The sequence below is a fragment of the Nostoc sp. genome (assembly GCF_036919575.1).
Taxonomy (GTDB): Bacteria; Cyanobacteriota; Cyanobacteriia; order Cyanobacteriales; family Nostocaceae; genus Nostoc.
Genome location: NZ_JBALBY010000120.1, coordinates 1 through 21,982, shown reverse-complemented (window position 1 = coordinate 21,982; position 21,982 = coordinate 1). Strand labels below are relative to the sequence as shown.

The 21,982-nt window shown below is 42.5% G+C and carries 26 protein-coding genes and 2 pseudogenes; 16 read left to right on the top strand and 12 right to left on the bottom strand.

Going from position 1 to position 21,982, the window contains the following annotated elements; all coding sequences use genetic code 11:
* Window positions 1-191: 191 nt before the first annotated feature.
* The 4 genes from V7K27_RS32230 (at window position 192) to V7K27_RS32215 (ending at window position 2,062) form a co-directional block, all read left to right on the top strand.
* Complete coding sequence (locus tag V7K27_RS32230) at window positions 192-335, top strand: hypothetical protein (RefSeq protein ID WP_334952718.1); 144 nt, start codon at window positions 192-194, stop codon at window positions 333-335.
* A 159-nt stretch (window positions 336-494) separates the two neighbouring features.
* Window positions 495-713 carry a hypothetical protein gene (locus V7K27_RS32225; RefSeq protein WP_334952717.1) on the top strand — a complete coding sequence of 73 codons (219 nt, stop codon included), beginning with the start codon at window positions 495-497 and terminating at the stop codon, window positions 711-713.
* 432 nt (window positions 714-1,145) lie between these two features.
* Complete coding sequence (locus V7K27_RS32220; protein WP_334952716.1) at window positions 1,146-1,604, top strand: hypothetical protein; 459 nt, start codon at window positions 1,146-1,148, stop codon at window positions 1,602-1,604.
* Window positions 1,583-2,062 carry a DUF1998 domain-containing protein gene (locus tag V7K27_RS32215; protein WP_334952719.1) on the top strand — a complete coding sequence of 160 codons (480 nt, stop codon included), beginning with the start codon at window positions 1,583-1,585 and terminating at the stop codon, window positions 2,060-2,062. Before V7K27_RS32220 ends, V7K27_RS32215 begins: the two co-directional genes overlap by 22 nt.
* Before the next feature lie 393 nt (window positions 2,063-2,455).
* On the opposite strand, the gene V7K27_RS32210 is transcribed toward V7K27_RS32215, so the two are convergent.
* On the bottom strand, window positions 2,456-2,668 hold the full coding sequence (locus V7K27_RS32210) for a hypothetical protein (RefSeq protein WP_334952715.1): 213 nt from the start codon (window positions 2,666-2,668) through the stop codon (window positions 2,456-2,458).
* Window positions 2,669-2,912: 244 nt separating this feature from the next.
* Between V7K27_RS32210 and V7K27_RS32205 the strand changes: the two genes are divergently transcribed.
* The 10 genes and pseudogenes from V7K27_RS32205 to V7K27_RS32160 all read left to right on the top strand — a co-directional run bounded on the left by V7K27_RS32205 (window position 2,913) and on the right by V7K27_RS32160 (window position 15,297).
* Window positions 2,913-3,134, top strand: coding sequence for a helix-turn-helix domain-containing protein (locus V7K27_RS32205; RefSeq protein WP_334952714.1), 222 nt, complete (start codon window positions 2,913-2,915; stop codon window positions 3,132-3,134).
* The gene (locus V7K27_RS32200; protein WP_334952713.1) at window positions 3,098-3,571 is read left to right on the top strand and encodes a hypothetical protein; all 474 of its coding nucleotides are present in this window, start codon (window positions 3,098-3,100) and stop codon (window positions 3,569-3,571) included. Before V7K27_RS32205 ends, V7K27_RS32200 begins: the two co-directional genes overlap by 37 nt.
* Window positions 3,572-3,693: 122 nt before the next feature.
* Window positions 3,694-9,804: an AAA family ATPase gene (locus V7K27_RS32195; protein ID WP_334952712.1), complete on the top strand. Its 6,111-nt coding sequence runs from the start codon at window positions 3,694-3,696 to the stop codon at window positions 9,802-9,804.
* On the top strand, window positions 9,801-10,457 hold the full coding sequence (locus V7K27_RS32190; protein ID WP_334952711.1) for a response regulator transcription factor: 657 nt from the start codon (window positions 9,801-9,803) through the stop codon (window positions 10,455-10,457). The genes V7K27_RS32195 and V7K27_RS32190 overlap by 4 nt, the downstream gene beginning before the upstream one ends.
* Before the next feature lie 135 nt (window positions 10,458-10,592).
* The gene (locus V7K27_RS32185; protein ID WP_334952709.1) at window positions 10,593-11,231 is read left to right on the top strand and encodes a DsbA family protein; all 639 of its coding nucleotides are present in this window, start codon (window positions 10,593-10,595) and stop codon (window positions 11,229-11,231) included.
* A 267-nt stretch (window positions 11,232-11,498) separates the two neighbouring features.
* Window positions 11,499-12,437 carry an NAD-dependent epimerase/dehydratase family protein gene (locus tag V7K27_RS32180; RefSeq protein WP_334952708.1) on the top strand — a complete coding sequence of 313 codons (939 nt, stop codon included), beginning with the start codon at window positions 11,499-11,501 and terminating at the stop codon, window positions 12,435-12,437.
* Window positions 12,438-12,457: 20 nt separating this feature from the next.
* Window positions 12,458-12,865, top strand: coding sequence for a hypothetical protein (locus V7K27_RS32175; RefSeq protein ID WP_334952706.1), 408 nt, complete (start codon window positions 12,458-12,460; stop codon window positions 12,863-12,865).
* A gap of 88 nt (window positions 12,866-12,953) precedes the next feature.
* Complete coding sequence (locus V7K27_RS32170; RefSeq protein WP_334952705.1) at window positions 12,954-13,601, top strand: nitroreductase; 648 nt, start codon at window positions 12,954-12,956, stop codon at window positions 13,599-13,601.
* A 456-nt stretch (window positions 13,602-14,057) separates the two neighbouring features.
* Window positions 14,058-14,909: pseudogene (locus V7K27_RS32165) on the top strand (Tn3 family transposase); the annotation flags it as partial.
* Between the two features lie 253 nt (window positions 14,910-15,162).
* Window positions 15,163-15,297: a hypothetical protein gene (locus V7K27_RS32160; RefSeq protein WP_334952704.1), complete on the top strand. Its 135-nt coding sequence runs from the start codon at window positions 15,163-15,165 to the stop codon at window positions 15,295-15,297.
* 346 nt (window positions 15,298-15,643) lie between these two features.
* Here V7K27_RS32160 and V7K27_RS32155 read toward each other — a convergent pair whose 3' ends face one another.
* The 7 genes and pseudogenes from V7K27_RS32155 to V7K27_RS32130 form a co-directional block, all read right to left on the bottom strand.
* Window positions 15,644-15,976, bottom strand: a complete 333-nt coding sequence (locus V7K27_RS32155) for a helix-turn-helix domain-containing protein (RefSeq protein WP_094345915.1) — start codon at window positions 15,974-15,976, stop codon at window positions 15,644-15,646.
* A gap of 371 nt (window positions 15,977-16,347) precedes the next feature.
* Window positions 16,348-16,422, bottom strand: coding sequence for an excalibur calcium-binding domain-containing protein (locus V7K27_RS36635; RefSeq protein WP_442947665.1), 75 nt, complete (start codon window positions 16,420-16,422; stop codon window positions 16,348-16,350).
* Window positions 16,423-16,490: 68 nt separating this feature from the next.
* Window positions 16,491-17,123 carry a hypothetical protein gene (locus V7K27_RS32150; RefSeq protein ID WP_334952702.1) on the bottom strand — a complete coding sequence of 211 codons (633 nt, stop codon included), beginning with the start codon at window positions 17,121-17,123 and terminating at the stop codon, window positions 16,491-16,493.
* A gap of 763 nt (window positions 17,124-17,886) precedes the next feature.
* Window positions 17,887-18,297 (bottom strand): annotated as a pseudogene (locus tag V7K27_RS32145) (transposase); the annotation flags it as partial.
* Between the two features lie 331 nt (window positions 18,298-18,628).
* Window positions 18,629-18,985 carry a hypothetical protein gene (locus V7K27_RS32140; RefSeq protein ID WP_334952700.1) on the bottom strand — a complete coding sequence of 119 codons (357 nt, stop codon included), beginning with the start codon at window positions 18,983-18,985 and terminating at the stop codon, window positions 18,629-18,631.
* Between the two features lie 74 nt (window positions 18,986-19,059).
* Entirely contained in the window at window positions 19,060-19,347 is a 288-nt protein-coding gene (locus tag V7K27_RS32135; protein ID WP_442947664.1) for a DUF5674 family protein, read from the bottom strand.
* Between the two features lie 55 nt (window positions 19,348-19,402).
* Complete coding sequence (locus tag V7K27_RS32130) at window positions 19,403-19,888, bottom strand: hypothetical protein (protein WP_334952699.1); 486 nt, start codon at window positions 19,886-19,888, stop codon at window positions 19,403-19,405.
* 58 nt (window positions 19,889-19,946) lie between these two features.
* On the opposite strand from V7K27_RS32130, the gene V7K27_RS32125 reads away from it, so the two are divergent.
* Both V7K27_RS32125 and V7K27_RS32120 read left to right on the top strand, forming a co-directional pair.
* Window positions 19,947-20,207 (top strand): DnaB-like helicase N-terminal domain-containing protein, encoded by a 261-nt coding sequence (locus V7K27_RS32125; protein ID WP_334952698.1) that lies wholly within the window; start codon window positions 19,947-19,949, stop codon window positions 20,205-20,207.
* 31 nt (window positions 20,208-20,238) lie between these two features.
* A complete protein-coding gene (locus V7K27_RS32120; RefSeq protein WP_334952696.1) occupies window positions 20,239-20,379 on the top strand; it encodes a DUF1392 family protein in 141 nt (46 codons plus the stop codon).
* A 75-nt stretch (window positions 20,380-20,454) separates the two neighbouring features.
* Here V7K27_RS32120 and V7K27_RS32115 read toward each other — a convergent pair whose 3' ends face one another.
* The 4 genes from V7K27_RS32115 to V7K27_RS32100 form a co-directional block, all read right to left on the bottom strand.
* Window positions 20,455-20,622 carry a hypothetical protein gene (locus V7K27_RS32115; RefSeq protein WP_334952694.1) on the bottom strand — a complete coding sequence of 56 codons (168 nt, stop codon included), beginning with the start codon at window positions 20,620-20,622 and terminating at the stop codon, window positions 20,455-20,457.
* A 207-nt stretch (window positions 20,623-20,829) separates the two neighbouring features.
* A complete protein-coding gene (locus V7K27_RS32110) occupies window positions 20,830-20,961 on the bottom strand; it encodes a hypothetical protein (protein ID WP_292845846.1) in 132 nt (43 codons plus the stop codon).
* Window positions 20,962-21,209: 248 nt separating this feature from the next.
* The gene (locus V7K27_RS32105; protein ID WP_334952692.1) at window positions 21,210-21,341 is read right to left on the bottom strand and encodes a hypothetical protein; all 132 of its coding nucleotides are present in this window, start codon (window positions 21,339-21,341) and stop codon (window positions 21,210-21,212) included.
* A 235-nt stretch (window positions 21,342-21,576) separates the two neighbouring features.
* Window positions 21,577-21,982 (bottom strand): aminoglycoside adenylyltransferase domain-containing protein (locus tag V7K27_RS32100; RefSeq protein WP_334952690.1); only part of this gene is annotated, 406 nt, incomplete at its 5' end.

Here is a 21,982-nt window from a genome sequence, read left to right as displayed (position 1 = left end):
GAAAATGAACGCACATAACTACGTTTTTTTGTCTGATTATTAACAACAAATATCTCAAAGCCTTATTCTATCGTATAAACTAGCCGGATTGCGAAACTAGCGATCGCACCCTATAAGTTAGTCACAGAGATACTTATGCCGTTTTCGGAGATGTCTATTCTTCACTTACTAACTTTCTGGCTGAGTATGCCTTGCATAACCTGTCAGATGCCGATTTTGTTTTATCAATTCCGGCTGTTACTACTGTTCAAGAGCAATTGAGAGCGATCGCTCCTGTTGAATTTACCAGTTGTTTGGAGACAGCACTCTTCAAGGTCACAGTTAAAGCAGCATGATTCAAGCGAGGAAACTTTATATATGGGTTATGATGAGCAATGCCAAAGGCGGGCTGCTCGGTGTCGCTAGCCATAGTTTAGACCGGGGCGGGGCGCACCTGTGCAATTTACTAGCGATTGGGCGTTGGGGAGGGCGCGATCGCTAAAGGAAAAAGATTCATGAACAGGATTATTGCAGCAATAGTGGCAATACCAGTGTTGGTTGCCTCCATGCCAAAACAGGCATCAGCACTCTCAGTAGTCAACCCAGATGTTCAAAAACCACAAGTCGGAACATTACTTGCTAGGCGAACAGAGCGTCGTCGGTGGATACGTGGGCATTGGATAACAAGAAATCACCATCGCGTATGGGTCAAGGGTCATTATCAGTATTACTAACCACGAACTAAGCGTGAGATTTAGGTATTTTTGTTCATTCAGTCACAACAGAACAATTAAATCTAATCTTCACCAGCATACCCAAAGAATGGGATGTAGAACTAAAAGAAATCTTCGACCCTTCGACGCTGACAGACACTTTCACCACCCAACTCTCTCAATATATCGACCAACACTTAGGACGCACACCCAAACAATCATCAATTACGAATTACAAACCACAAACTGCGAATTATCTTGATATTTTCAACTTTCGCAATGAAAAGTCATTCCAGTTATTAAACAAACCTGGGCTTTTGATGAAAATGAACAGTTACATCAAGCAACCTGGGCAACTACAATTAGTGGTAATGCGGACAGGAAGCTTTAGTAATTGCTTATGCCTCCATTGGTAGCGGTCACGACCAGTATTTCTTTAAACGCCAAAATCAAATGGTTGCTGGTGTTGTCGCCCCACCGAAATTAGAACTGGCAAACCAAGATTTAATTAAATCTCATGTGTATTCAATTTGGCTAGCACACACTGGGCTTTATCTGGATGACTCCCTAAATAAAATTCTGGACTTGGAAATCGAAGGTTATCCCCTCAGAGACAGTGTGCGGCAGCAATTAACCCTAAGTGCTGGCAAATTAGCCCAATGTCTGCAAGCTAGCCAGTCCATCCTCTCTGATGTTTTCTGCCAAAACGACCTGCGAAAAGTCTCTTGTTATTCGGTAAATTGGCTACAAAGTACCCTCGAAAATGCACTGAATAGTTTTGAGAGAGCTTGCGATCGCTGGCGTGATTTGTATTCCGAAGCCGTCAACCAGTTAGAACAATCCCGCCGCACCATCGATCGCTCCGCCAGAGGTGATATCACCCAACAGCAATCCAAGCTGTTTACAAGTTAGAAGCCGATGAACTCGACTCCGAACGACTAGGACAAGGTAAATATTTACTGTTTTGGGAAGCAGCCGAAGGTGGTGCAGGTGTCCTTTCTCAATTGTTAGAAAAACCGGAAGCGTTTCAAAAAATTGCTGATGCAGCTTTAGATATCTGCCATTTTAAGGAACCAAAAGAAAGTTGTGTTCAAGCTTGTTATGAATGCTTACTCTCTTATCGGAACCAGTTTGATCATGCTTTGATTAATCGCCATTTAATCAAACCCTGGCTTGACCAATTGCTGGAAAGTACCATAAATTGTCAAGTTAAAGGAATGTCTCGTGATCAGCAATATCAAGCATTGCTGCAACAAACAGACTCAAATTCTGAGTTTGAGCGCGTGGTCTTACAAGAGATTTATCAACGGGGGTATAAATTACCAGATGCTGCACAGGAATTGATTCTGGAGGCGAATTGGTTGCATTGATTTAATGGGGATTGTTGAGAATGTGGTTAGAGGCGATCGCAGCTATCGAGCGATCGCCTTTTGTTAGGGAAATTTGCTCTAAGTTGAGTCATGAAAGTAGCAAGTAAGGGAGCGATCGCTTCTTTAAGAAATCTGGGTTATGGGAGATGAGCAGCAGCCCTAGTAAAAACTCTTCTCAATCGCAGATATCCCTTAGTAAAATGCGACGGCATAAGGGGGAGGGGAGCGGGAGCATTCATTGGCGAACGATTACCAGGAATGGCAAGGATTACTCACAGGTGTACTATCATTATGAATTTTGGAGTGAGGGCGATCGCTTGGTCAAGTCGTCGAAGTACATTCCCAAGCGGTTGCTGAATCGAGTTCAGGAGATGGAGCAGGAGAAAGCGGCTGTTAAGGAGATTTTGCAGGTTTTAAGAGTGATAAGATATCATTCACTAAGTTAGGAATAAAATCATTTGTAGCTATATCGAAAACTAGTCGATATTGCACATGCGTATCTGTCCCCAATGCCCTAAATAAATACGCCCGACGTTGGTTTGCATTTTCCATCACGGGTCTAAGTAACGGTAATATTTTCTGCATTAAATCGCTACTTATTGGCATTGCCTAACTATCTCGATAAATGGGTATAAATCTCCGGTGTATTTTTCTGGAGGTCATTCAACAATGCGATCGCACTCGTTCCCGCGTTACGTAAATACCTTTGTTGGGTATTTGGTTCTACAGTGGCTATAAAAGAGCTTTAAATTCTTAGTTAACTTTATACTACAATTACTCTATAATAGTGTTAACTACTTTGCAATAACAGTTAATTGTGAATATATCAGTGGCAATATAAGGTATGCCCATGAGAAATCGAATTAAGGAATTTGTTGACAGCAAAGGGATGAGCGTTTATCAGTTCTGGCAAGAAACTGGTATTAGCCGGACTACTGCATATAACCTGTACAACAATTCTGCTCAGTATCTTGGCAGAGATGTCATGGACGCGATTTGTAGTCGATACAACATACAACCAGATATTTTATTGAAATGGATACCAGCCCAGGAGTTGAACAATGGCGATTAATCCTGCCACTATCGATCTTCTTGCTTTACCTTCAGTATCTCTTCAAGAGCGATCGCGTACCCAATACCTACCAGATAGGTGAAGTGTGTCAAATCCTTTCAAAAGACAATCCCGAACTGAGAGGCAAAGGTGGCTGCTGGGGGATTGTCAGCGCAGTAAACGAGTTTAGTTGCACCGTGAGAGTCTGGGATGGCGAGTACACGATTGGGTTGCAGCACCTGAAGTCCTTCAACTACCTGCCCCAGGAATGTCAGCAGATGCAGCAGATTAGCGATGCCTGCGGCGGGCTACGCCTACGCATTAATCGAGTGTATTCGAGTTCACTGGAGGAGACAGTCAAAAGTCTGTTGCAGTCGTTGGGGAAACTGAATCGACCTTATCTTACTGCTGTGGAAGAGAAATTGTTGAATGTTTTGGAGATTGAAAGTAGACTTTAGCTACCAAATTATTATTTCATTAAACTCTTTATAGATAGGAGGAAGCGGTAAGTAATCCTTCTAACAAGGAGAATTGCTGTATAGTTTGAGGTATGCCAGATTATCCTCTCAAGAGTTGCTCTATGATTGCTCTACCTGGTATTGCCATCGAAGACAAAATATATGAAAGTTCTAATTCTCTAGTGTATCGGGGCATCAGAGACGATGGAGTAGGGATCGTCGTAAAAATGCTAAAGCTTGATTATCCCTGTCCGCAAGAACTGACTCGCTACAGACAGGAATATAAAATTACCCGCTCCCTAAAATTAGAAGGAGTTATCAAAGCATACAGCCAGCAGGACTATCAACGCACTCTGATGATTCTCTTAGAAGATTTTGGGGGAGAGTCCCTAGAGAAATGGACGCACAAGCGCCCAGATATCTTCTGCCCCATGCCCTTATCCACTTTTCTCGGTGTTGCGATCGCAATGAGCGACATTCTGGGCAGAATCCATGCAGCCAATGTCATTCATAAAGATATCAACCCTGGAAATATAGTCCTCAATCTGGATACTGGTGTTGTCAAAATTATTGATTTTGGGATTGCCACCCAATTTAACCGCACGAATCCGACTTTCAAGAACCCTCATGTTTTAGAAGGGACACTTGCATACCTATCTCCAGAGCAAACTGGGCGCATGAACCGTTTACTCGATTACCGCACCGATTTTTACTCTCTTGGTGTGACGTTCTACGAACTGCTAACTGGACAACTACCATTTCCCACCACAGACGTGCTGGAGCTAGTCCACTGTCATATAGCTAAACAGCCTGTTCCGCCTGATGAAATAAATACAACGATTCCTAAGCCAGTTTCAGATATCATTCTCAAACTGATGGCAAAAAATGCAGAAGATCGCTATCAGAATGCCTGGGGAATCAAAGCGGATTTAGAAATCTGTGTTCAACAATTAGAAGAAATCGGTCAAATCTCTAGCATTCAACTTGGGCTTCAAGACGCTTCCGGTCAGTTTCAAATTCCCCAAAAACTTTATGGGCGGGACAAGGAAGTTACAATGTTACTGGCAGCTTTTGATCGCATAGCGTGTCTGAAGGACAATCGCATAGCGTGTCTGAAGGACAATCGCGTAGCGTGTTCAGAGTCAAATCGCGTCGCTGCTTTATCAAACAATTCGGAAACCACTTCACACAGAGAACAAGCGGGCAATCCAAAATTCCAAGTCGAAATGATGTTAGTATCTGGCTATGCTGGCATTGGAAAATCTGCGTTAGTTCAAGAAATCTATAAACCAATTACCCAAAAGCGCGGCTATTTTATCTCTGGTAAATTCGATCAATTTCAGCGCAATATTCCCTACAGCGCGATCGCAAATGCTCTGCAAAAATTGGTGCAGCAATTGCTCAGTGAACCAGACAAACAAGTACAACAGTGGCGATCGCGTTTGCTTGTAGCTTTAGGAAACAACGGACAAATCATTATTGATGTCATCCCAGAAATTGAGTTAATTATTGGCAAACAGCCACCTGCGCCGGAAGTTGGCGCAACTGAAGCTCAAAATCGCTTCAATCGGATTTTTCAATCGTTTGTGCGGGTGTTTTGTTCCAAGTCACATCCCCTAGCTATTTTTCTAGATGATTTGCAGTGGATAGACTCAGCAACGCTGAAGTTAATTGAGTTGATGCTGCTAGATGAGCAAATCCAATCCCTATTTTTAATTGGAGCATATCGAAATAATGAAGTAAATTCAACGCATCCACTGGCATTAATGCAAGAAAAACTGCGAAAAAAAGGAGTAGTTTTTCAAGAAATTATACTGACACCCTTAACGCTGGAACCGTTGAATCAGTTGATCGCCGAGACACTACATCACAATACTGACACCGTTCGTTCCTTAGCTCAGTTGGTGTTGCGTAAAACCGAGGGTAATCCTTTCTTTGTCAATGAATTTTTGAGGACGCTGTATACCGAAAATCTGTTGACCTTTGACCCCCTTACTAAGGGTGGACAGAGGGGGGGAGGAGGCTGGCAGTGGAACATTTCTCAGATTCAAGCCCAAGATATCACTAATAATGTTGTGGAGTTGATGCTTCACAAGTTGAAGAAACTGCCAGAGAACACACAGCAAATTATTCAGTTAGCTGCTTGCATTGGTGCTGAATTTAATTTAGATACGTTGTCGATTGTTTGTGATCAACCACCTGAAATGGTTTTCCAAGATTTACAAGCAGTAATGCAAGTTGGATTAATTCAACCCCTCTCTGAATTAGATGAGAACTTGTTAATTCAAGAGTATAAGTTTTTGCACGATCGCGTACAGCAAGCAGCATACGCCTTAATCGATGAGGCGCATAAACAAGTTGTTCATTTACAAATTGGTCGCAATCTACTATACAAAACTTCACCGGAGTGCCTATCAGATAGGTTATTTGAAATCGTTGATCATTTGAATCATGGGATTGAGCTTGTCAGTGAGCAACCAGAACGAAATGAAATTGCTCGATTAAATTTAATTGCCGCGCAGAAAGCAAAAGCAGCGATCGCTTATAGTATGGCGAAAAAATATTTAGCTACAGCAAGAGTTTGGCTAGCAGATTCTAGCTGGCAAACCAACTATAATTTGACCTTAGATTTATATTTAGAAATAACAGAATTCGAGTATTTGTGTGGCAATTTTAAGCAGGTAGAATACTGGGTTGCGCTCGTTCTACAACAAGCCAAAACAGTTCTCGATATTGTAAAAATTTACGAGGTCAAAATTCAAACCGACATGGCGCAGAGCCAGCCATTGAAAGCGATTGATACTGCATTGCAAGTTTTGCAACAACTAGGGATCAGTTTTCCCAAAGAGCCAAGTAAGTCGTATATTCAGCTTGAGATAGATACAATTACATCACTTCTAGCTGAAAAGCCAATTGGAGGCTTGAGCCATTTACCAGAAATGACCGACCCGGACAAGTTAGCAGCAATGCGAATTTTATCAAGCATCATGATTGCTGCCCAAATAGCTGCTCCTGATTTGATGCCGCTACTAGCATCAAAACAAGTCAACTTGTCAATCCAGTATGGCAATGCCTTTACTTCTGCTTTTGCATACGCCAACTTTGGACTAATTCTTTGTGGGATGGTCGGAAATATCGAATCTGGCTACCAATTTGGACAGCTTGCTCTGAGGTTGTTGTCGCAGTCTAAGACCCATGCACTCACAGCTAAGACATTTTTCATTGTATATGTCTTCATTATCCACTGGAAAGAACATATTAGAAAAACATCACAGCAATTACCAGAAGGTTATCAAAGTGGGTTAGAAACTGGAGATTTAGAGTTTGCTGCCTATTGCGCTCATACTTATTGCTTGCAATCCTTTATCGCCGGAAAGGAACTAGTGGAACTTGAATGCGATTTGAGAACCTACGGTGAAGCAATCCATCAAATTAAACAAGAAACACCACTCGCCTGGAATCAAATATTTCAGCAGTCTGTCTTAAATTTGATGGGACGCTCGGTCAGTCTAACGAGTCTAATTGGGGAAGCTTACAATGAGGAAAATAGACTGCCACAGGATGAAACAGATGGAGCCGTAATTTTTCTAGTACATTTCAACAAACTTTTCCTATGCTATCTATTTTCTGAATATTCTCAGGCACTTGAAAACGGGAACAAAGCACAAAGACATTTACTCAAAGCAAGAGGGACAGCACTTTATCCTTTGTACTACCTCTATGACTCTTTGGCAAAGCTGGCAATATACCCCGAAAGCAGCGCTCAAGCGCAGGCGGAAATCCTCAAAAATGTTGATGTTAATCAAGAGGAAATAAAGCAATGGGCTAATTATGCGCCAATGAACCATTTGCATAAATATTACTTAGTACAAGCAGAGATTGCAAGAGTTTTAGGTCAGTTATTAGAAGCAGAAGAATTCTACGAACAAGCAATTCTTGGAGCTAGAGGAAATGGATATATCCAAGAAGAGGCATTAGCTTATGAATTGGCTGCAAAATATTATTTGGCACGAGGTCGGGAAAAGTTTGCCCAAACATATATGAAGGAAGCTCATTACTGCTATGAGCGTTGGGGAGCGACTGCGAAAGTAAGAGATTTAGAAACTCGCTATTCGCAGCTATTTACTCAGTTATCGAACGTAACTCACACATTAATTCCCAAAGTTTCTAAAACTACTTCTAACAACTCACCCATCGCATTTGATTTAGCCTCTGTGCTAAAAGCATCGCAGGCGATTTCGAGTGAAATTGAACTAGATCAATTGCTCAAATCCTTGATGAAAATCTTAATTGAGAATGCTGGCGCACAAACAGGATTTCTAATTTTGGAAAACTCAGGAGAATGGGTAATTGAAGCTGCTTGCGAACTCAATGATGGTGATAATGTCTGTATTACGCAAGTGCTGCAATCTATCCCAACAGCAAATCGCCTACCGCAATCGATTATTAATTATGTTATTCGTACTCATGAGTGTGTCATTTTAAATGATGCGACTCGTGAAGGTAATTTTATTAATGAGCCATATATTCAACACAACCACACTCAATCAATCTTATGTATGTCACTGCTGAACCAAGGTAAGCTTGTTGGCGTGTTGTATCTGGAAAATCAATTGGCATCTGGGGCATTTACACCAGAGCAATTGCAAGTATTGAACTTGTTATCAACCCAAGCAGCGATCGCCATTGAAAATGCCAAACTCTACTCCAAACTACGGAAGAGCGAAAATCAGATGGCTCAATTCCTGGAAGCGGTGCCGGTAGGAATTGGAGTCGTAGATACACTCGGTCGCCCTTGCTACGCCAATCAACAGGCAATTCAACTATTAGGCAAAGGGATTATTCCTGGTGCGACACCAGAGCAACTTGCAGAAATTTATCAACTTTATCTAGCGGGAACAGAGCAACCATATCCCATTGAGAACTTGCCAGTCATGCGGGCGTTGAAAGGCGATCGCACGAGAATTGACGATTTAGAAATTCGCCAAAACAATGCGATCGTTCCAGTTGAAGGGTGGGGAACTCCAGTATTTGACGAACAGGGCAATGTGATTTATGCGATCTCGGCTTTTCAAGACATCACCGAACGCAAGCAAGCAGAGCAATTGCTAGCAAATTACAATCTTACCCTAGAGCAACAAGTAGCAGAACGAACAGCCGCTTTACAGAAAAGCGAGGCAGAACTGCGCGAGCGAGAACAGGAACTAAGATTGATTACCGACGCTCTCCCCGCTTGTATCTGTTATATAGATACAGATCGGCGCTATCGATTTGCCAACCGAACTTATGAGGAATGGTATGGCTGTAGTCGAGATGAAATTGTGGGTAAGCAGGTTCGTGAAGTCATGAGCGAGGCAACTTATCAAATTATTGAACCGTACATGAATCGAGCGCTAGCAGGGGAGGTTATAACCTATGAGGCAGAAATCCCTTTGCCGTTGGGCAAAAAGTACGTTGCTGTCACCTCCATCCCCGATTTCGATCTCAATGCTCAGGTGAGAGGATATTATGGTCTGATTACAGATATTAGCGAACAGCGAAATGCTGCACTGCTTGAACGCAAACGCGCCGAAGAATCATCAATTTTAGAAGAACGCAACCGTATGGCGCGAGAAATACATGATACACTAGCGCAAGCTTTTACTAGTATCATCGTTCACTTAGATGCCGCCTCCCAGAGAATCACGCTCGATCCAGATGCTGCCCAGTCACACCTAAAAACGGGGCGTATCTTGGCGCGTTCCGGGCTGGCAGATGCCCGTCGCTCGGTGGAAGCACTCCGCCCGCAAATATTAGAAGAAGGCGATTTGCATAGCGCACTCAATCGCCTCGCGGCTCAGATGTTTTCTCATACCTCAGTGCAGGTTATCTGCCAAGCGCTCGGTGAACCATATCCTTTAGCGAAAGAGGTGGAAACGAATCTGTTTCGCATTGGACAAGAAGCGTTAACCAATGCATTTAAGTATGCAAATGCCAGCGAAATCTGCGTTGAGTTGCGGTATGAGCGATGCCTGCGGGAGGCAGAGCGATGCCTGCGGCGGGCTACGCCAACGCAGATCGTCTTGTGTATCAAAGACAATGGGCAAGGGTTTGAAGGCAGCAGCCTTTCGGTCGGTCGGGGCTTTGGATTACTCGGAATGACTGAACGCGCCCAACGGATTGGGGCAGAATTGACGATTCAAAGCCACCTGGGACAAGGAACAGAAATCATCGTGAGAGTAGCAACACTATGACCCAATGGCATCGCTTAACTCCTACACCAGGCTCCTCTGTTATCCGCGTCTTGATTAGCGACGATCATCCGTTTATGCGAGAAGGTCTAGCAGCCGTAATTGACTATAAACCTGATATGACAGTTGTTGGACAAGCGTGCAACGGGCGCGAAGCAGTAGAATTGTTCCGCCAACATCAACCCGATGTAACGTTGATGGATTTGCGGATGCCTGAGCTAAATGGGGTTGAAGCGATCGCTACCATTTGTGCTGAGTTTGCCGACGCTCGGATCGTTGTCCTGACGACCTACGACGGAGACGAAGACATCTATCGGGGACTGCGATCGGGTGCAAAGGGCTATGTCTTAAAAGATGCAGAACCGGATGAACTACTGACAGCAATTCGGGCAGTTCACAACGGTCAAAAGTATATTCCCCCTGCCGTGGGCGCAAAATTGGCAGAGCGGATATGTAGCCCAGAACTGAGCGATCGTGAGTTGCAGGTGCTACGCCTAATGGCAAGGGGCAAGAGTAACTTAGAGATAAGCACTGCTTTGTCAATTGCTGAGGGAACAGTCAAATTCCATGTCAAAAATATTCTGAGTAAGTTGGGAGTAGGCGATCGCACTCAAGCAATGATTGTTGCTCTAAAGCGCGGTATCATTACACTTTAAGAATTTAGCTAGAGCAACAGATTCATCTGTTGAGAGTCTCACCTGCTCTTTAGGATAGGTTCTTCCTAACCCTAAAAGTAAGTCAATCGCTATTCTTAGGGGTAGTGCAAAGACTCCTCGGAGGGGATGCGACAAATGGGGAGAAATTCACATATTTTGAGAATAAAGAAACAACATTCGATTTTTTACTCTTATTTTAAGCGTTTTCATCGCAACGATACTATCTATAGTCCGCATGAAAAAACGATGAGTCAGACAAGCGATGGTGACGGGCTGCTCATACCAATTTCAAAATACGATAACATCCAAGGAACAATAGATGCACAAACCATTTTAGTTAAATACGGTGACTATCAATGTCTTTCATGTGGTGAGATTCATAGGATGATTCAAGAGATTCAACAACAGATCCAATTATGCTTTGTATTCCGCCATTTCCCGCGTATACACATTCATTTTCAAGCACAAAAGGCAGCAGAAGCGGCAGAAGCCGCCGCCGCGCAAAATAAGTTTTGGCAGATGCACAATCTCTTATTTGAGAATCAATATGCTCTTAACAATGGACATCTTCTAGAGTATGCCAATGAAATACAGCTTGATATCAATCGATTCCTTCAGGACATGACAGGCCATGTTCATGCCGAGCGGGTCGCTCAGAACATTCAAGGCGGTATACAAAGCGGTGTCAGTAATACGCCAGCTTTATTTATTAATGGAGTTCGCTATAGGGATGCCTGGGATACAGAGAGATTACTCGCAGCGATTCTCGACTAGAAGCTACGCCAACACGCAAGCTAAAAATCTATGTAATGTGAGGTGTGGGATATTTGCTGTAACTACCGCTCAAGCAAGTTCGCATTAGGGATGTTTGAGGTTCCGTGTCTCACCGATAGTAAGCGATTTCATTAGGCTTATACCAATTCTGTATGAAGATGCGCTAAATCATATTTAAGTATAAGAAATAAAAACGAACCGCAAAGACGCAAAGGACACAAAGAGCGATTCTCAAATATTTTACAGGTTTCAACAGGAGGTTCACAAATGAAGATTTTTGTTGCAGGCGCAACGGGAGCGATCGGTCGGACGCTAATCGTGCAACTGCTAGCGCAAGGACATGAAATAGTTGCATTAACACGTTCTCTAGAAAAAGCACAAACTTTAGCTGAACAAGGCGTGGAATTGGCGATCGCAGATGTGTTCGATGCAGATGCTGTTAAAGCTGGCATCACCCGCACTCAGCCGGAAGTGGTGATTGAACAACTCACTTCCCTGCCCAAAACCTATACTAGCGAGTCGATGAGCGCAGCATCAGCCCTGAATACTCGTATCCGTCGAGAAGGGGGTGCCAATGTGCTGGCGGCAGCACAAGCGGCTGGCGTGCGCCGTTATCTGAGGCAGTCGATCGCATTCTGGGGGATTCCTGGTGCAGGCTTGGCAGACGAAGAAACGCCATTAGCTTTTGATGCCTCGCCTGCTGTTGCAGCAGATGCTCACATAGTCACTGAAATCGAAGGTCACTTACTAGGGAACCCCAACCTAGAAGGGATTGCTCTGCGTTATGGCTTCCTTTACGGGCCGGGTACCTGGTTTGCCCCCGATGGCGATGTTGCCCAACAGGTTCGCCAGCAACAGTTCCCGATCGTTGGGAATGGGGAAGGCGTATGGTCGTGGGTTCATATTGAAGATGCAGCGATCGCCACAGTTGCAGCAGCAGAACGAGGCAATCCTGGCATTTACCTGATTACAGACGATCAACCCTTAGCAGTGCGCCAGTGGCTTTCTGCTTATGCCCAATGGCTCAACGCTCCACCACCACCCCAGGTATCGGTTGAGGATGCTCTGCGAATTAGTGGTGCGGATGCTGTCTATTATGGTACTCAGATGCGAGGCGCATCAAATGCTTTGGCAAAACGTGAATTAAATTTTCAGCCCCGACCCTTGGAATGGATGGTTAACACCGCCGTGGCTCATGCCAGTTAAGAATTGAAGGGAGAAGAAAGATGAAGATTGCTCAATATGGAACAGCGATCGTGGTTATCCATGCGATCGTACACGGACTACATGGTTTAGCGCATGTGGAAATCCCAGTTCCCCTCTCAATACTTCAAAGTTTATTTGTGGGTATTGTGATTTATGCGATTCCCATGATTGCAGTCGTTTTACTTTGGACACAGTTTTACCGCATTAGTAGCTGGCTTTTGCTGGGTTCAATGGCAGCATCAGTTCTTTTTGGAATCTACAATCATTTAATCGTGATTAGTTCGGATCATGTGTCTCAAGTTTCCTTTGAAGGTTGGGGATTGCTATTCCAAATCACAGCCATTCTGACATTAATTGTGGATGGATTCGGTTGTTGGATTGGCATCTGGGCATTGAAAACCATTCAGGAACCAGAAAAGGTTATATGAATTGTTTCGATCATTTTAACCCCAGTTGAGCGATGGCGCGGAGCGCCCACTGGAAGCGATCGCATTTATTTCTCATAGTTGATAAAATATGTTTGATCTTGACCAAACTATTAAAAACCGACACTCAACACGCAAATTCTTATCCCAACCAGTGCCACGGGCTTTACTCGATGAAGCCCTCACTCTAGCGCAGTTCGCGCCGTCGAATTCAAACATCCAGCCGTGGCGGTTGGTGTTTGCCCAAGGCGGATGCCGCGATCGCCTGCAAGAGGCTTTACTAAACCAAGCCAAGCAGCAGCCCAACGTCTCTCCTCTGCCTTCTGCCTTCCAGCATTACCGCCAGGAACTGGGAGCGCAAGTCTACGGGGCGATGGGGATTACTCGTGACGATAAAGCGAACAGACAGTTGGCCGTTCTGCGTAATTACGAATTTTTTGGCGCACCAATGGTTGCTATTGTCTGTATGCACCAAGATTTGGGCGTTGCCGATGCTTTAAGTGTGGGGATGTATTTACAAACGCTGGTGTTAAGCCTAACCGCTCGTGGTATTGGCACCTGTGTAGAGGTTTCGCTAGCGACCTATCCCGAAATCATCCGCAATGAGTTAAACATCTCACCGGAATTATTAATCATTTGTGGTTTAGCCGTTGGCTATTCCGATCCTGATTTTCCCGCTAATCATCTGCATATAAGCCGTGAGTCGGTTGAGAAAAACGTCTCGTTTCTTGACGATTGACAAAAGGCTGATTTTTTTTCTACTAGACGCTAAACACAAGTGCAAAAGAATATCTGCGTTCCTAATGCCATTAATGAATGATCTTTGTTGAAGTTTTTTATTTAGAAGAAATTAAAGGTGAAGATTGCTCAATATAGTTTAAAAATTCTTTGATTTGTTTGATTCAGGAGATTTTATGTTTAGCAAGATTCTAGCTGCAATTGGCATCACCGTGCCAAAACGGTAAAATTGTACGCTAAGGCTGAAAAGCTTGCCTAGCAAGCATCTTAGCCACTGTTTTTTTAGCCTTTACCATTGAGCGGCTGATTAGCCTTATTTTGTTGGTGCAGAGTAGTATGTATTCCCTGCACCTTGATAGTATTTTGAGAAAAAAGTATTTTTTCTTGCCAGATAATCAAGCTATATACTGAAACTATTCCAAAAAATTTTGTAAGTTTTTAAATGCCAATTGTGCGACTTCTTCTGCACGTTGTGACGTTACTTTCTGATACCGATACAGATACAAGCGGTTATACAGAGCATGTGTTTGCGATGTGCCATTTGCTGGGATTTAGATTTGCACCCAGAATGCGAGATTTACCTGATAAGAAATTGTATACTTTTGAACCTAGTTCCCCTGATTCGGTTTTAGCACCCCTACTAGGTGACAAGATTACAGCAGTTTTCATGTATTTGAACCACATCTGTCGTAGGGGCACAGCAGTGCTGTGCCCTTACCGCGTGGTCTATTTACCTGAAAATAGCTGTAATGTGAAATTGATTCAGGAGTCTTGGGATGAGATTCTACGCCTTGCTAGTTCAATTCGGACGGGGACGGTGACTGCTTCTTTGATGTTGAGGAAATTAGCTTCTTATCCTCGGCAGAATCGTTTAGCTTTAGCTTTACGGGAGTTGGGAAGGATTGAGCGGACTTTGTTTACCCTGGAATGGTTGCAGAGTCCAGAACTACGGCGACGGGCGACGGCGGGACTAAACAAGGGTGAGGCGAAACATACCTTGAAAAGAGCAGTGTTTTTTAATCGCCTGGGAGAATTGCGCGACCGCTCTTATGAAGACCAGTTTTATCGGGCTAGTGGGTTGAATTTGGTCATTGCTGCGATCGTTCTTTGGAATACGGTGTACTTAGAAAAAGCCGTGGATTATTTGAAACAACAGGGAATGGATATTCCTGAAGAATATTTGCAACATTTGTCACCATTGGGATGGGAGCATATCAATCTTACTGGCGATTATGTCTGGAATTTGAAGCAGGCGACCAGTTTTGACCAGTTGCGTCCTTTGCGGGTTAAAGAAAATAAGTATCGCTGAAATGCTTAGGTGATAAGTGTTTCAGCCTTAGCGTACAATTTTCCCGTTTTGGCACGGTGATGCCTTCAATACCAATACATTTCACTTTCGCATTGGCGTAGCCGTTTAATTGTGATATAAGTAGGTAGGCACAAATTAACCTAACTATGTAACAAAATGTAAAACCGCCAAAGTCCTTGTGATTGCTTCGTTACACTCCGTTTCACTCGCAATGACATACTTATAAATTTTCCCACCCACCTACTTATGAAGCGTGGAGCTATTAGAAATACCTCTTGTTTGGGGTAAAAAGGCGATCGCAGAGTTTGGTAGACGTAGCGATCGCCTTTTGTTTTGCGTGAAACAACGTTGTGGTTTACCGCAACGCTCTCAAAAAGATTTGGCGTAGCCTCATATTTCTAAATTTCAGTTATTGTCTAGCAAGAATTCACACCACAAGGCTGTAGAGAAGGTATTGCACGGTTGCCGTCCTAATTGCAGTATGAGTGGATTTATTGAGTGATCTTGAGTATCTCCCCCAGCCGACTTTACCTGGCGTACCTTGTGCTATACGACGGGGGGTTCTTGTTTCTCAAATCTATGTTTTGTGTTAATCAAATCTGGATTTGGGGTTGAGCGCTTCTTTGTTTTTCTGAGAGGCATCGCGCTCGTCTCCTCTCTTATGATTACTATATTACTACGCTCACCAGTGGTTGTCAAGTGTTTTTAGCTGGTAAGCGTAGTAGATATTTATCTTAACTGTTGTAATCTATGTTCCAAATGAGTGAAGTGATATCCCCATCTAAAGCAGCACAAAGTTTCTCTAGAATTTCTGTACTAACAGTCATCTGAGTTGGTTTTTTTGGTTTGTTAATAAAGACGTGAGGAGTTTCTAGCTGCTGAATATAAGCTACAGAAACTCCCACAGCATCAGATAGCTTTTGTCTACTATATCCAGCTTTCTCTCTAAGCTCCCTGAGTTTTTGGGCATTTTCTTCATTCCACCTAAACGCAGCGATGGGTGTTACATCTACTGTGATATTCATTTTTACTTTAATTTTATTTTCACTGCGCTCGCCAGTTGACATGATCATATTATTAATATACTGGTGTCAACCATAAGGCTACACCAAGGAAAAGTTAAAGCGATCGCCAACCCGGAAGCAACGCGATCGCTTTGCCAAACTCATTTACAAAAAGTGAGCCAATTATAATGCTGACACACTTTTGGTGTGATTCAGGAATTAACCAAATGCCCCAGTCTGGGCAAATAGGCAAATACGCGATACCCAAGGGCTATGTTAATGCCACCTAGATGGCTAAAGCTAACCGTAAACTTTTGTTAGACTACATAAGACGATAGCTTTATTCTTCCCTTAACAAAGTTTTAGTTATTTCAGCTTACAATTTGTCCGACTTCTCCTGACAAAGGCTGTCCAAAATCTTCTTAAAATCACATCTACCGTTCACATCCAATGCCATCACCATCTCGGTCAAACCCATGAGGATCGGGTGGCGGTACTTGGTTAATCACTACCAGATTGCCTTATAGGAAAAGTTAGATTAAATATGAATCAGACTTTAGCAGCCACGCTAGAGGAATTACTGCTCAAGAGAAATATTGGCCGAGTAGATATGCCATCTACGTTGCTTTGGAGTTGAGCCAGAAACGTTATTGACTCGTCGCAGCTTATAGCTACCACGAAAACGCTGTGGAGTTCCATTGCTAGTAACATCCGTAACAGTAACGGGAATTTCAATATATAGCGAACCTGCTGCCCCTTCTAAAGAACCTGGTTTTCCGACTTCTTCAACAATGGATACGATGTTAGCAAAACCCTGCTGAAATTCCTCAAATGATTGCTTACTGGTAGTACCATCTCCATCCCAAGCCAAGTAAGCTTGTTTATAGTTTTGGCGAGCGATGGCATCGTAATAATCATGAATGAGTTGGACTGCTTGTTGTTCTTGGGACTGGTTTTTTACAGGATTTTGTGTGCCAGAGGCGGGTGGAGAAGATGGATTAGACCTGTCCGAAAGATTTGCCAGTGTTGGGCGATTGGCAGATGCTAGTTGTGATGTAGCAGAGTTATTGCAAGCTGTAATAGACATCGCAAGCAATAAAACTCCAATGACTGTATAACGTTGTTTTAACCAGGTACAAAAAGAAAAGTTGATATTCAACAAAGCTATCTCCTGTGGAATCTGCACTAGTAGCCATGATAAATTCAGCATACTTGAATTTATTGGTTACAGCCATTGACAAATTAAGATGAATATGAGGTTGAGTGAAACAAGAGAATAGATACTTGTTGATAGAATGCTTATATTGGTGTTGGGTTAGATGTAAATAAAGGGTGTACATTTACAATACCTTTGCCAAAAACAGAGGTAGTCTAACTTTTGCCGAAACAGCCCAACACAAGGGTGTGCTTAATTATTAGGCAAAACCTATAACCCTCATCCAGACGTACAGGAAAATCAAAATTACTTCCGCAAAAACCATACAGGATTTTATTGACTCAGTTTTTTCTTGATGGCAAAAAGAAGCCTGTAAAATCGGGAGCAACGCTCTAACAGTGAGGTGCTAAAATCTAGAACGTATATAGCTTGTTTCAGGATGCCGATCGCAACTAAAAAACCAGGTTTTGTTGAGAATATAAGAGTGTAATTGAGAACTAAACCCCGATCTCACTTTTTCGCGTTGCTCCCGTAAAATCTTAAGTTTGTTCTATATCAAGCCTCGTAAATTGGCAAAGGTATTGATATAAAGAAAATAATTAATCAAATTCAAGATGATAGTAAAATTGTTTTACAAGGTAAATACGTTGCTAAACTAGGACGATAAATTATTTTAACTATCTAACCCAAGTTGCGTGTTACCCGACTCTGGGTGCGAAGCACCCGGATAGTCATGCGATCGCACAAAAACTCTTCGGTTATGTCACCCCATAACCGAGAGATAGATTCTTTAACTATCAGTATAAAATATTACTAATTATATAAATGCTTGTTTGAAAGTAAAAGCAAAGATAAATGCTTGTAATTTCAGTAAAAAACCTTTATAAGTGACTGCATGAATTGATTTGGGAAATAGACTAGTGATAGCACTAAATACTGTTTCAATATCATGGCGAATTGATTGCTTGATATATTTAATCCACGGTTTATCTGGACGCAAAGAATTCTTTTTTCTCATGACATTTAGTGTAATCTCACTACTATCACTGAGGTCATCCTCACAATTATAATCTGTGTACGCAGAGTTCGCATATATTTCACTACTAGGTGGTAGATTTAATGGTAAACTATTTAATGCTCTGACATCAGCAGCACTCCCAGGCATAAAGACAAACTCAACTGGTATACCACTTTTAGTCGTTAATAATTGAACTTTAACTCCGTAAAAGGAAATATTAAACCAAAGATTGCTTTTATTTGCTATTCTACAGCCGCTTGAAGTCAAAACTGGATCACGTACACTATTTTTGCAACATGACTTCAAATGTGCTAGCAAATTTAACTGGAGCGTTACAAGTTCCGACTGATGCGGTTAAGTATTCACGTTTTTCTGAGGTGCTTCAATTACGAATACCTAATCGCAACAACCTTAATTGAGAGGCGGACAACGCAAAAAAACTTTCAATAAGTGCCATATACAAAATGAATTATTTGTCCAGAAACTATAAGGGATTGCTCATATTTTTTACAAAATCTAGAATACCGCAATGATTAAAGTTTTAGATAGATTCAGACAGCAACCCTGACATATCTAATACTCGCTCTGACCAAGTACTAGCTTGCTCGGACATATTTTTACGTTCGCTCTCATTAGACCAAAGACTATCAAATTTTAATTTCCAACGTGCTAGTTGGATTTGAATGTTAACCAATTCTTCGGCATACTCAGATTCAATTTCTGCTGCTGTCCATTCGATAAAACACATAGTTTCATCTGCAACACTTTTGACCGCTTCAGGGTAAGCAGTGTCACAAAATGTTCTCAGCCTAGCTAAATTAGAAGCTATATGCCCTAAGCGATGTGATGTATTTTCGCCTTGAAACCGTGCTTGTTTTTCATCTAAATTCTGGTTCATATCCACCAATTAACTCCTGAGTTATTTTTTTAACACGTTCTTTAATCGCTGGGTCTTGAATTAACATTGAGCGATTATTTTGACGCTTGACGAATGTTAATAATCGATTCATAAGCTATCGATTGGTCAAAGGGAGTCCAATCCGCACCCCAGATATCTCGCTGTCTACTACCGTCTTCAAGCAATGCTGCTTCAGATTCAGCGTGTTTCTCTCCTCCTCCAGCTAAAATCCCTTTTTCTATATCTACTGCCACTTTAATGTAAACTCGCAAGGTTTGCAGCATTAACTCCACTTGTTCGAGCGTTGCTCTTTCCCTAATAATCAGTCCCAAAATCTCACCCCTACCTGTATAAATGCACAAGTCAAAATTCTACTTTGTAGAATCCCTTGAATACCAAAATTAATCACTTGCAGCATTATGGTCTGATTTCCAACTCCAGAAGACTCAACACTTTTTCTTCCAAAGCTGTCAAATAAGAGCGGTTCAGCTTCCCCAGCATCTCCAAAAACTTCTGCACAGATTCTTCCAATGCACTGGAATATACTCGACTGATGCGATCGCAAATCATCTGCATCTGCTCACACTCGGCAGGCAAGTAACTGTAGGACTTCAGGTGTTGCAAGCCAACCGTGTACTCGCTATCCCAGGTTTTGACAGTACAACTAAATTCGCCCACATCGTTGACAATTGCCCAACACCCACCCTTGCCCCTCAGTTCAGGGTTATCCTTAGCAAGGATTTGGCAGACTTCACCTAACTGGTAGGTATTGGGTACTTTCGTCCTTTCCATAATGCGCTGCACCACATCTTTAACGATTCTACCAGTTGGCACTTTCCCGCCAGCAAGTTCGACTGCTCTTAGCCACACTTCGTGCTGTTCCTGGGAGCAACACCAGACCATTTTCCATGAATTTGAGAGAAGTTGAAGCGCAGTTAAAATTAGCACTAAGAGCCTAATTATGCACCCTAATCAAGACAACGTAGTTCCTTTTGGCTCTAACTATCCAGTTTCAGGTTTGCCCCCACAAAACATCGAGGCTGAAGAAGCGATTTTAGGCGGGATTATGCTTGACCCAGAAGCAATGACTAGAGTCAGCGATCGCCTAAGCGTTGAAGCTTTTTACATCAGCGCCCATAAAGATATCTATCAAGCCGCAGTCCGATTCCTTACATTGGGCGGTTGGGGATTTTTGAAGTACCCGATGATTTGTTTATGTTAAATCTGCCAAAGCTTTCGGTTACTGCACTGGCGTGAAGTGGTCACAACACGGGTGGAAATACGAAATCTTCACTCTTTATGACAATATTACTGTTTTGGGAAGTGAATTTATTGGTAAAGGTAACTTACAGCCGAACACTAAAGAAAAACCTGTGTTTCGATTGGTGAGTTAATCAAGTTTTGGTTTCATGGCGATGGCCCACCGACTCGGATTATCCAGGGCATTTTTAAGCTCTGTAGGCCAATAACTAAGGCTCTACTCCTTCATCAATCCAAGCATCAATTGCTGTTTTTACGTTTAATTCAGTCATGGCAGACCATTCTTTTTCGTTGATAGTTGTTTTAAATACCGCTCTTTTACCGTGACCAACTTTTTCCATTGAGTGTCCGCGATACACATTTTTAGGCTTAATCATTTTTCTTAATCATCTTTATAGAATATTATAAACCATCGCTCAATGAGAAGAGTAGTTTGATTTTCTATAATGGCTGCTGAACAGGGAATTATCATCACTGTAGCGTTCAGGGAATTATCATCACTGTAGCGTTAGGTTTGTAGTGAGGACATCCCAAAAACTGGAAAGGTAAACACCTTTCACTGTTAGCGCCAACTCCACAACTACTCAAGTAGTGGAAGTCTTTAGCCCAGATACCGAAGCTGAAAAAATAGTATGAGCGTCAGTTTCTGCTGGTTCTTCAAGAACGGCAACAGCTAATTGACCTTTGGGTGCAAAGACAGCAGCAGTCCAGTGCAAATATGACAGTCTTACTGAGTCAATTACACTGCAATTTTCCAGCAGAATTTTAATTTTGAAGCAAAGCAAGGGAACTCTAAGTAAGAGTTGATTATTGTTGCGTCTAGTATCATTATGGCTTCTCAGAATCAAGGCTCAGATTTGCCGCCAGTTTTCAGCGATGTGGTCATTGAGTCAAACTTCCAAAGATGGTTCTTTTAAAAGAGGCAGCAATGTTTAATTTTTATCTTTATGGCTTTGGTTTTTGTTTAAACACCCAAAAGACAGTTGAGCAACCGTAATGTAGCTGCTGCGGCATAATTACGCCGTGTCCTAAGATTAGGAGAAAAGGCATTTTCAGTTTCGTTGACGGGAGTTGTAACACCGTAATAGACAGACATCTCTGCTCTCTTTAATCAGGTTTATTAAAGTTATTAGTTATACCTGCAATTCCGCTATTGCTGTCGTCGGGCGGCAGATGATTGGGCGATGGCCCGAATGGTACCAATACTGCTCGGGTTTTGGATTTTAAACTAGAATTTGATTTGGGGTGCATGTTAAAGAGAAAGAGAAAAATTCCATTTCCTTCCCCAATACCTTTCCCCGACTTCTGCAAGAAGTTTATTGATGATGCTTTTACAGTTGCATATCAAGGTTTTCTCTTGAAGATGCCTGTTCGTTACATACATTAATTACATAGCGTAAGAAGCGTACTGCTTCAACAGCGCGGCTCACTTTGCTGCGATAAGAGGAACCATGCCGAATTTCACGGAGGTTAATTGCCTCTTGAATAAGTTGATGCCACTTTGGTGGAAGATGCACCAAAGCATATCGACCAGCCTCCGTTTTCGAGAGGATTTCATGCTCTCTCAACACGTAAAACAGACGCAGAACGCCAAGCACAGCCCACTCAATACCGCTATCTGTTAATAAATATGCTACTTTGGTTGGCGCTCGTGTCCAACTCACCCAATAGCTGTTCAGATTTTCCTTCATCTTTCTTTGCAGCAGATTCCAATCAACTGTAAATCCAAGGTTTTCT

Excerpts from the sequence above, each read along its gene's own strand:
- V7K27_RS32175 (WP_334952706.1), top strand. The coding sequence starts at position 12,458 with ATGAAGATTGCTCAATATGGAACAGCGATCGTGGTTATCCATGCGATC.
- V7K27_RS32130 (WP_334952699.1), bottom strand. The coding sequence starts at position 19,888 with ATGGTCTGGTGTTGCTCCCAGGAACAGCACGAAGTGTGGCTAAGAGCA.
- V7K27_RS32200 (WP_334952713.1), top strand. The coding sequence starts at position 3,098 with ATGGATACCAGCCCAGGAGTTGAACAATGGCGATTAATCCTGCCACTA.
- V7K27_RS32185 (WP_334952709.1), top strand. The coding sequence starts at position 10,593 with ATGGGGAGAAATTCACATATTTTGAGAATAAAGAAACAACATTCGATT.
- V7K27_RS32225 (WP_334952717.1), top strand. The coding sequence starts at position 495 with ATGAACAGGATTATTGCAGCAATAGTGGCAATACCAGTGTTGGTTGCC.
- V7K27_RS32210 (WP_334952715.1), bottom strand. The coding sequence starts at position 2,668 with ATGCCAATAAGTAGCGATTTAATGCAGAAAATATTACCGTTACTTAGA.
- V7K27_RS32190 (WP_334952711.1), top strand. The coding sequence starts at position 9,801 with ATGACCCAATGGCATCGCTTAACTCCTACACCAGGCTCCTCTGTTATC.
- V7K27_RS32150 (WP_334952702.1), bottom strand. The coding sequence starts at position 17,123 with ATGCTGAATTTATCATGGCTACTAGTGCAGATTCCACAGGAGATAGCT.
- V7K27_RS32125 (WP_334952698.1), top strand. The coding sequence starts at position 19,947 with ATGCACCCTAATCAAGACAACGTAGTTCCTTTTGGCTCTAACTATCCA.
- V7K27_RS32140 (WP_334952700.1), bottom strand. The coding sequence starts at position 18,985 with ATGAACCAGAATTTAGATGAAAAACAAGCACGGTTTCAAGGCGAAAAT.
- V7K27_RS32155 (WP_094345915.1), bottom strand. The coding sequence starts at position 15,976 with ATGTCAACTGGCGAGCGCAGTGAAAATAAAATTAAAGTAAAAATGAAT.
- V7K27_RS32195 (WP_334952712.1), top strand. The coding sequence starts at position 3,694 with ATGATTGCTCTACCTGGTATTGCCATCGAAGACAAAATATATGAAAGT.
- V7K27_RS32115 (WP_334952694.1), bottom strand. The coding sequence starts at position 20,622 with ATGATTAAGCCTAAAAATGTGTATCGCGGACACTCAATGGAAAAAGTT.
- V7K27_RS32220 (WP_334952716.1), top strand. The coding sequence starts at position 1,146 with ATGGTTGCTGGTGTTGTCGCCCCACCGAAATTAGAACTGGCAAACCAA.
- V7K27_RS32170 (WP_334952705.1), top strand. The coding sequence starts at position 12,954 with ATGTTTGATCTTGACCAAACTATTAAAAACCGACACTCAACACGCAAA.
- V7K27_RS32205 (WP_334952714.1), top strand. The coding sequence starts at position 2,913 with ATGAGAAATCGAATTAAGGAATTTGTTGACAGCAAAGGGATGAGCGTT.
- V7K27_RS32180 (WP_334952708.1), top strand. The coding sequence starts at position 11,499 with ATGAAGATTTTTGTTGCAGGCGCAACGGGAGCGATCGGTCGGACGCTA.
- V7K27_RS32105 (WP_334952692.1), bottom strand. The coding sequence starts at position 21,341 with ATGTCTGTCTATTACGGTGTTACAACTCCCGTCAACGAAACTGAAAAT.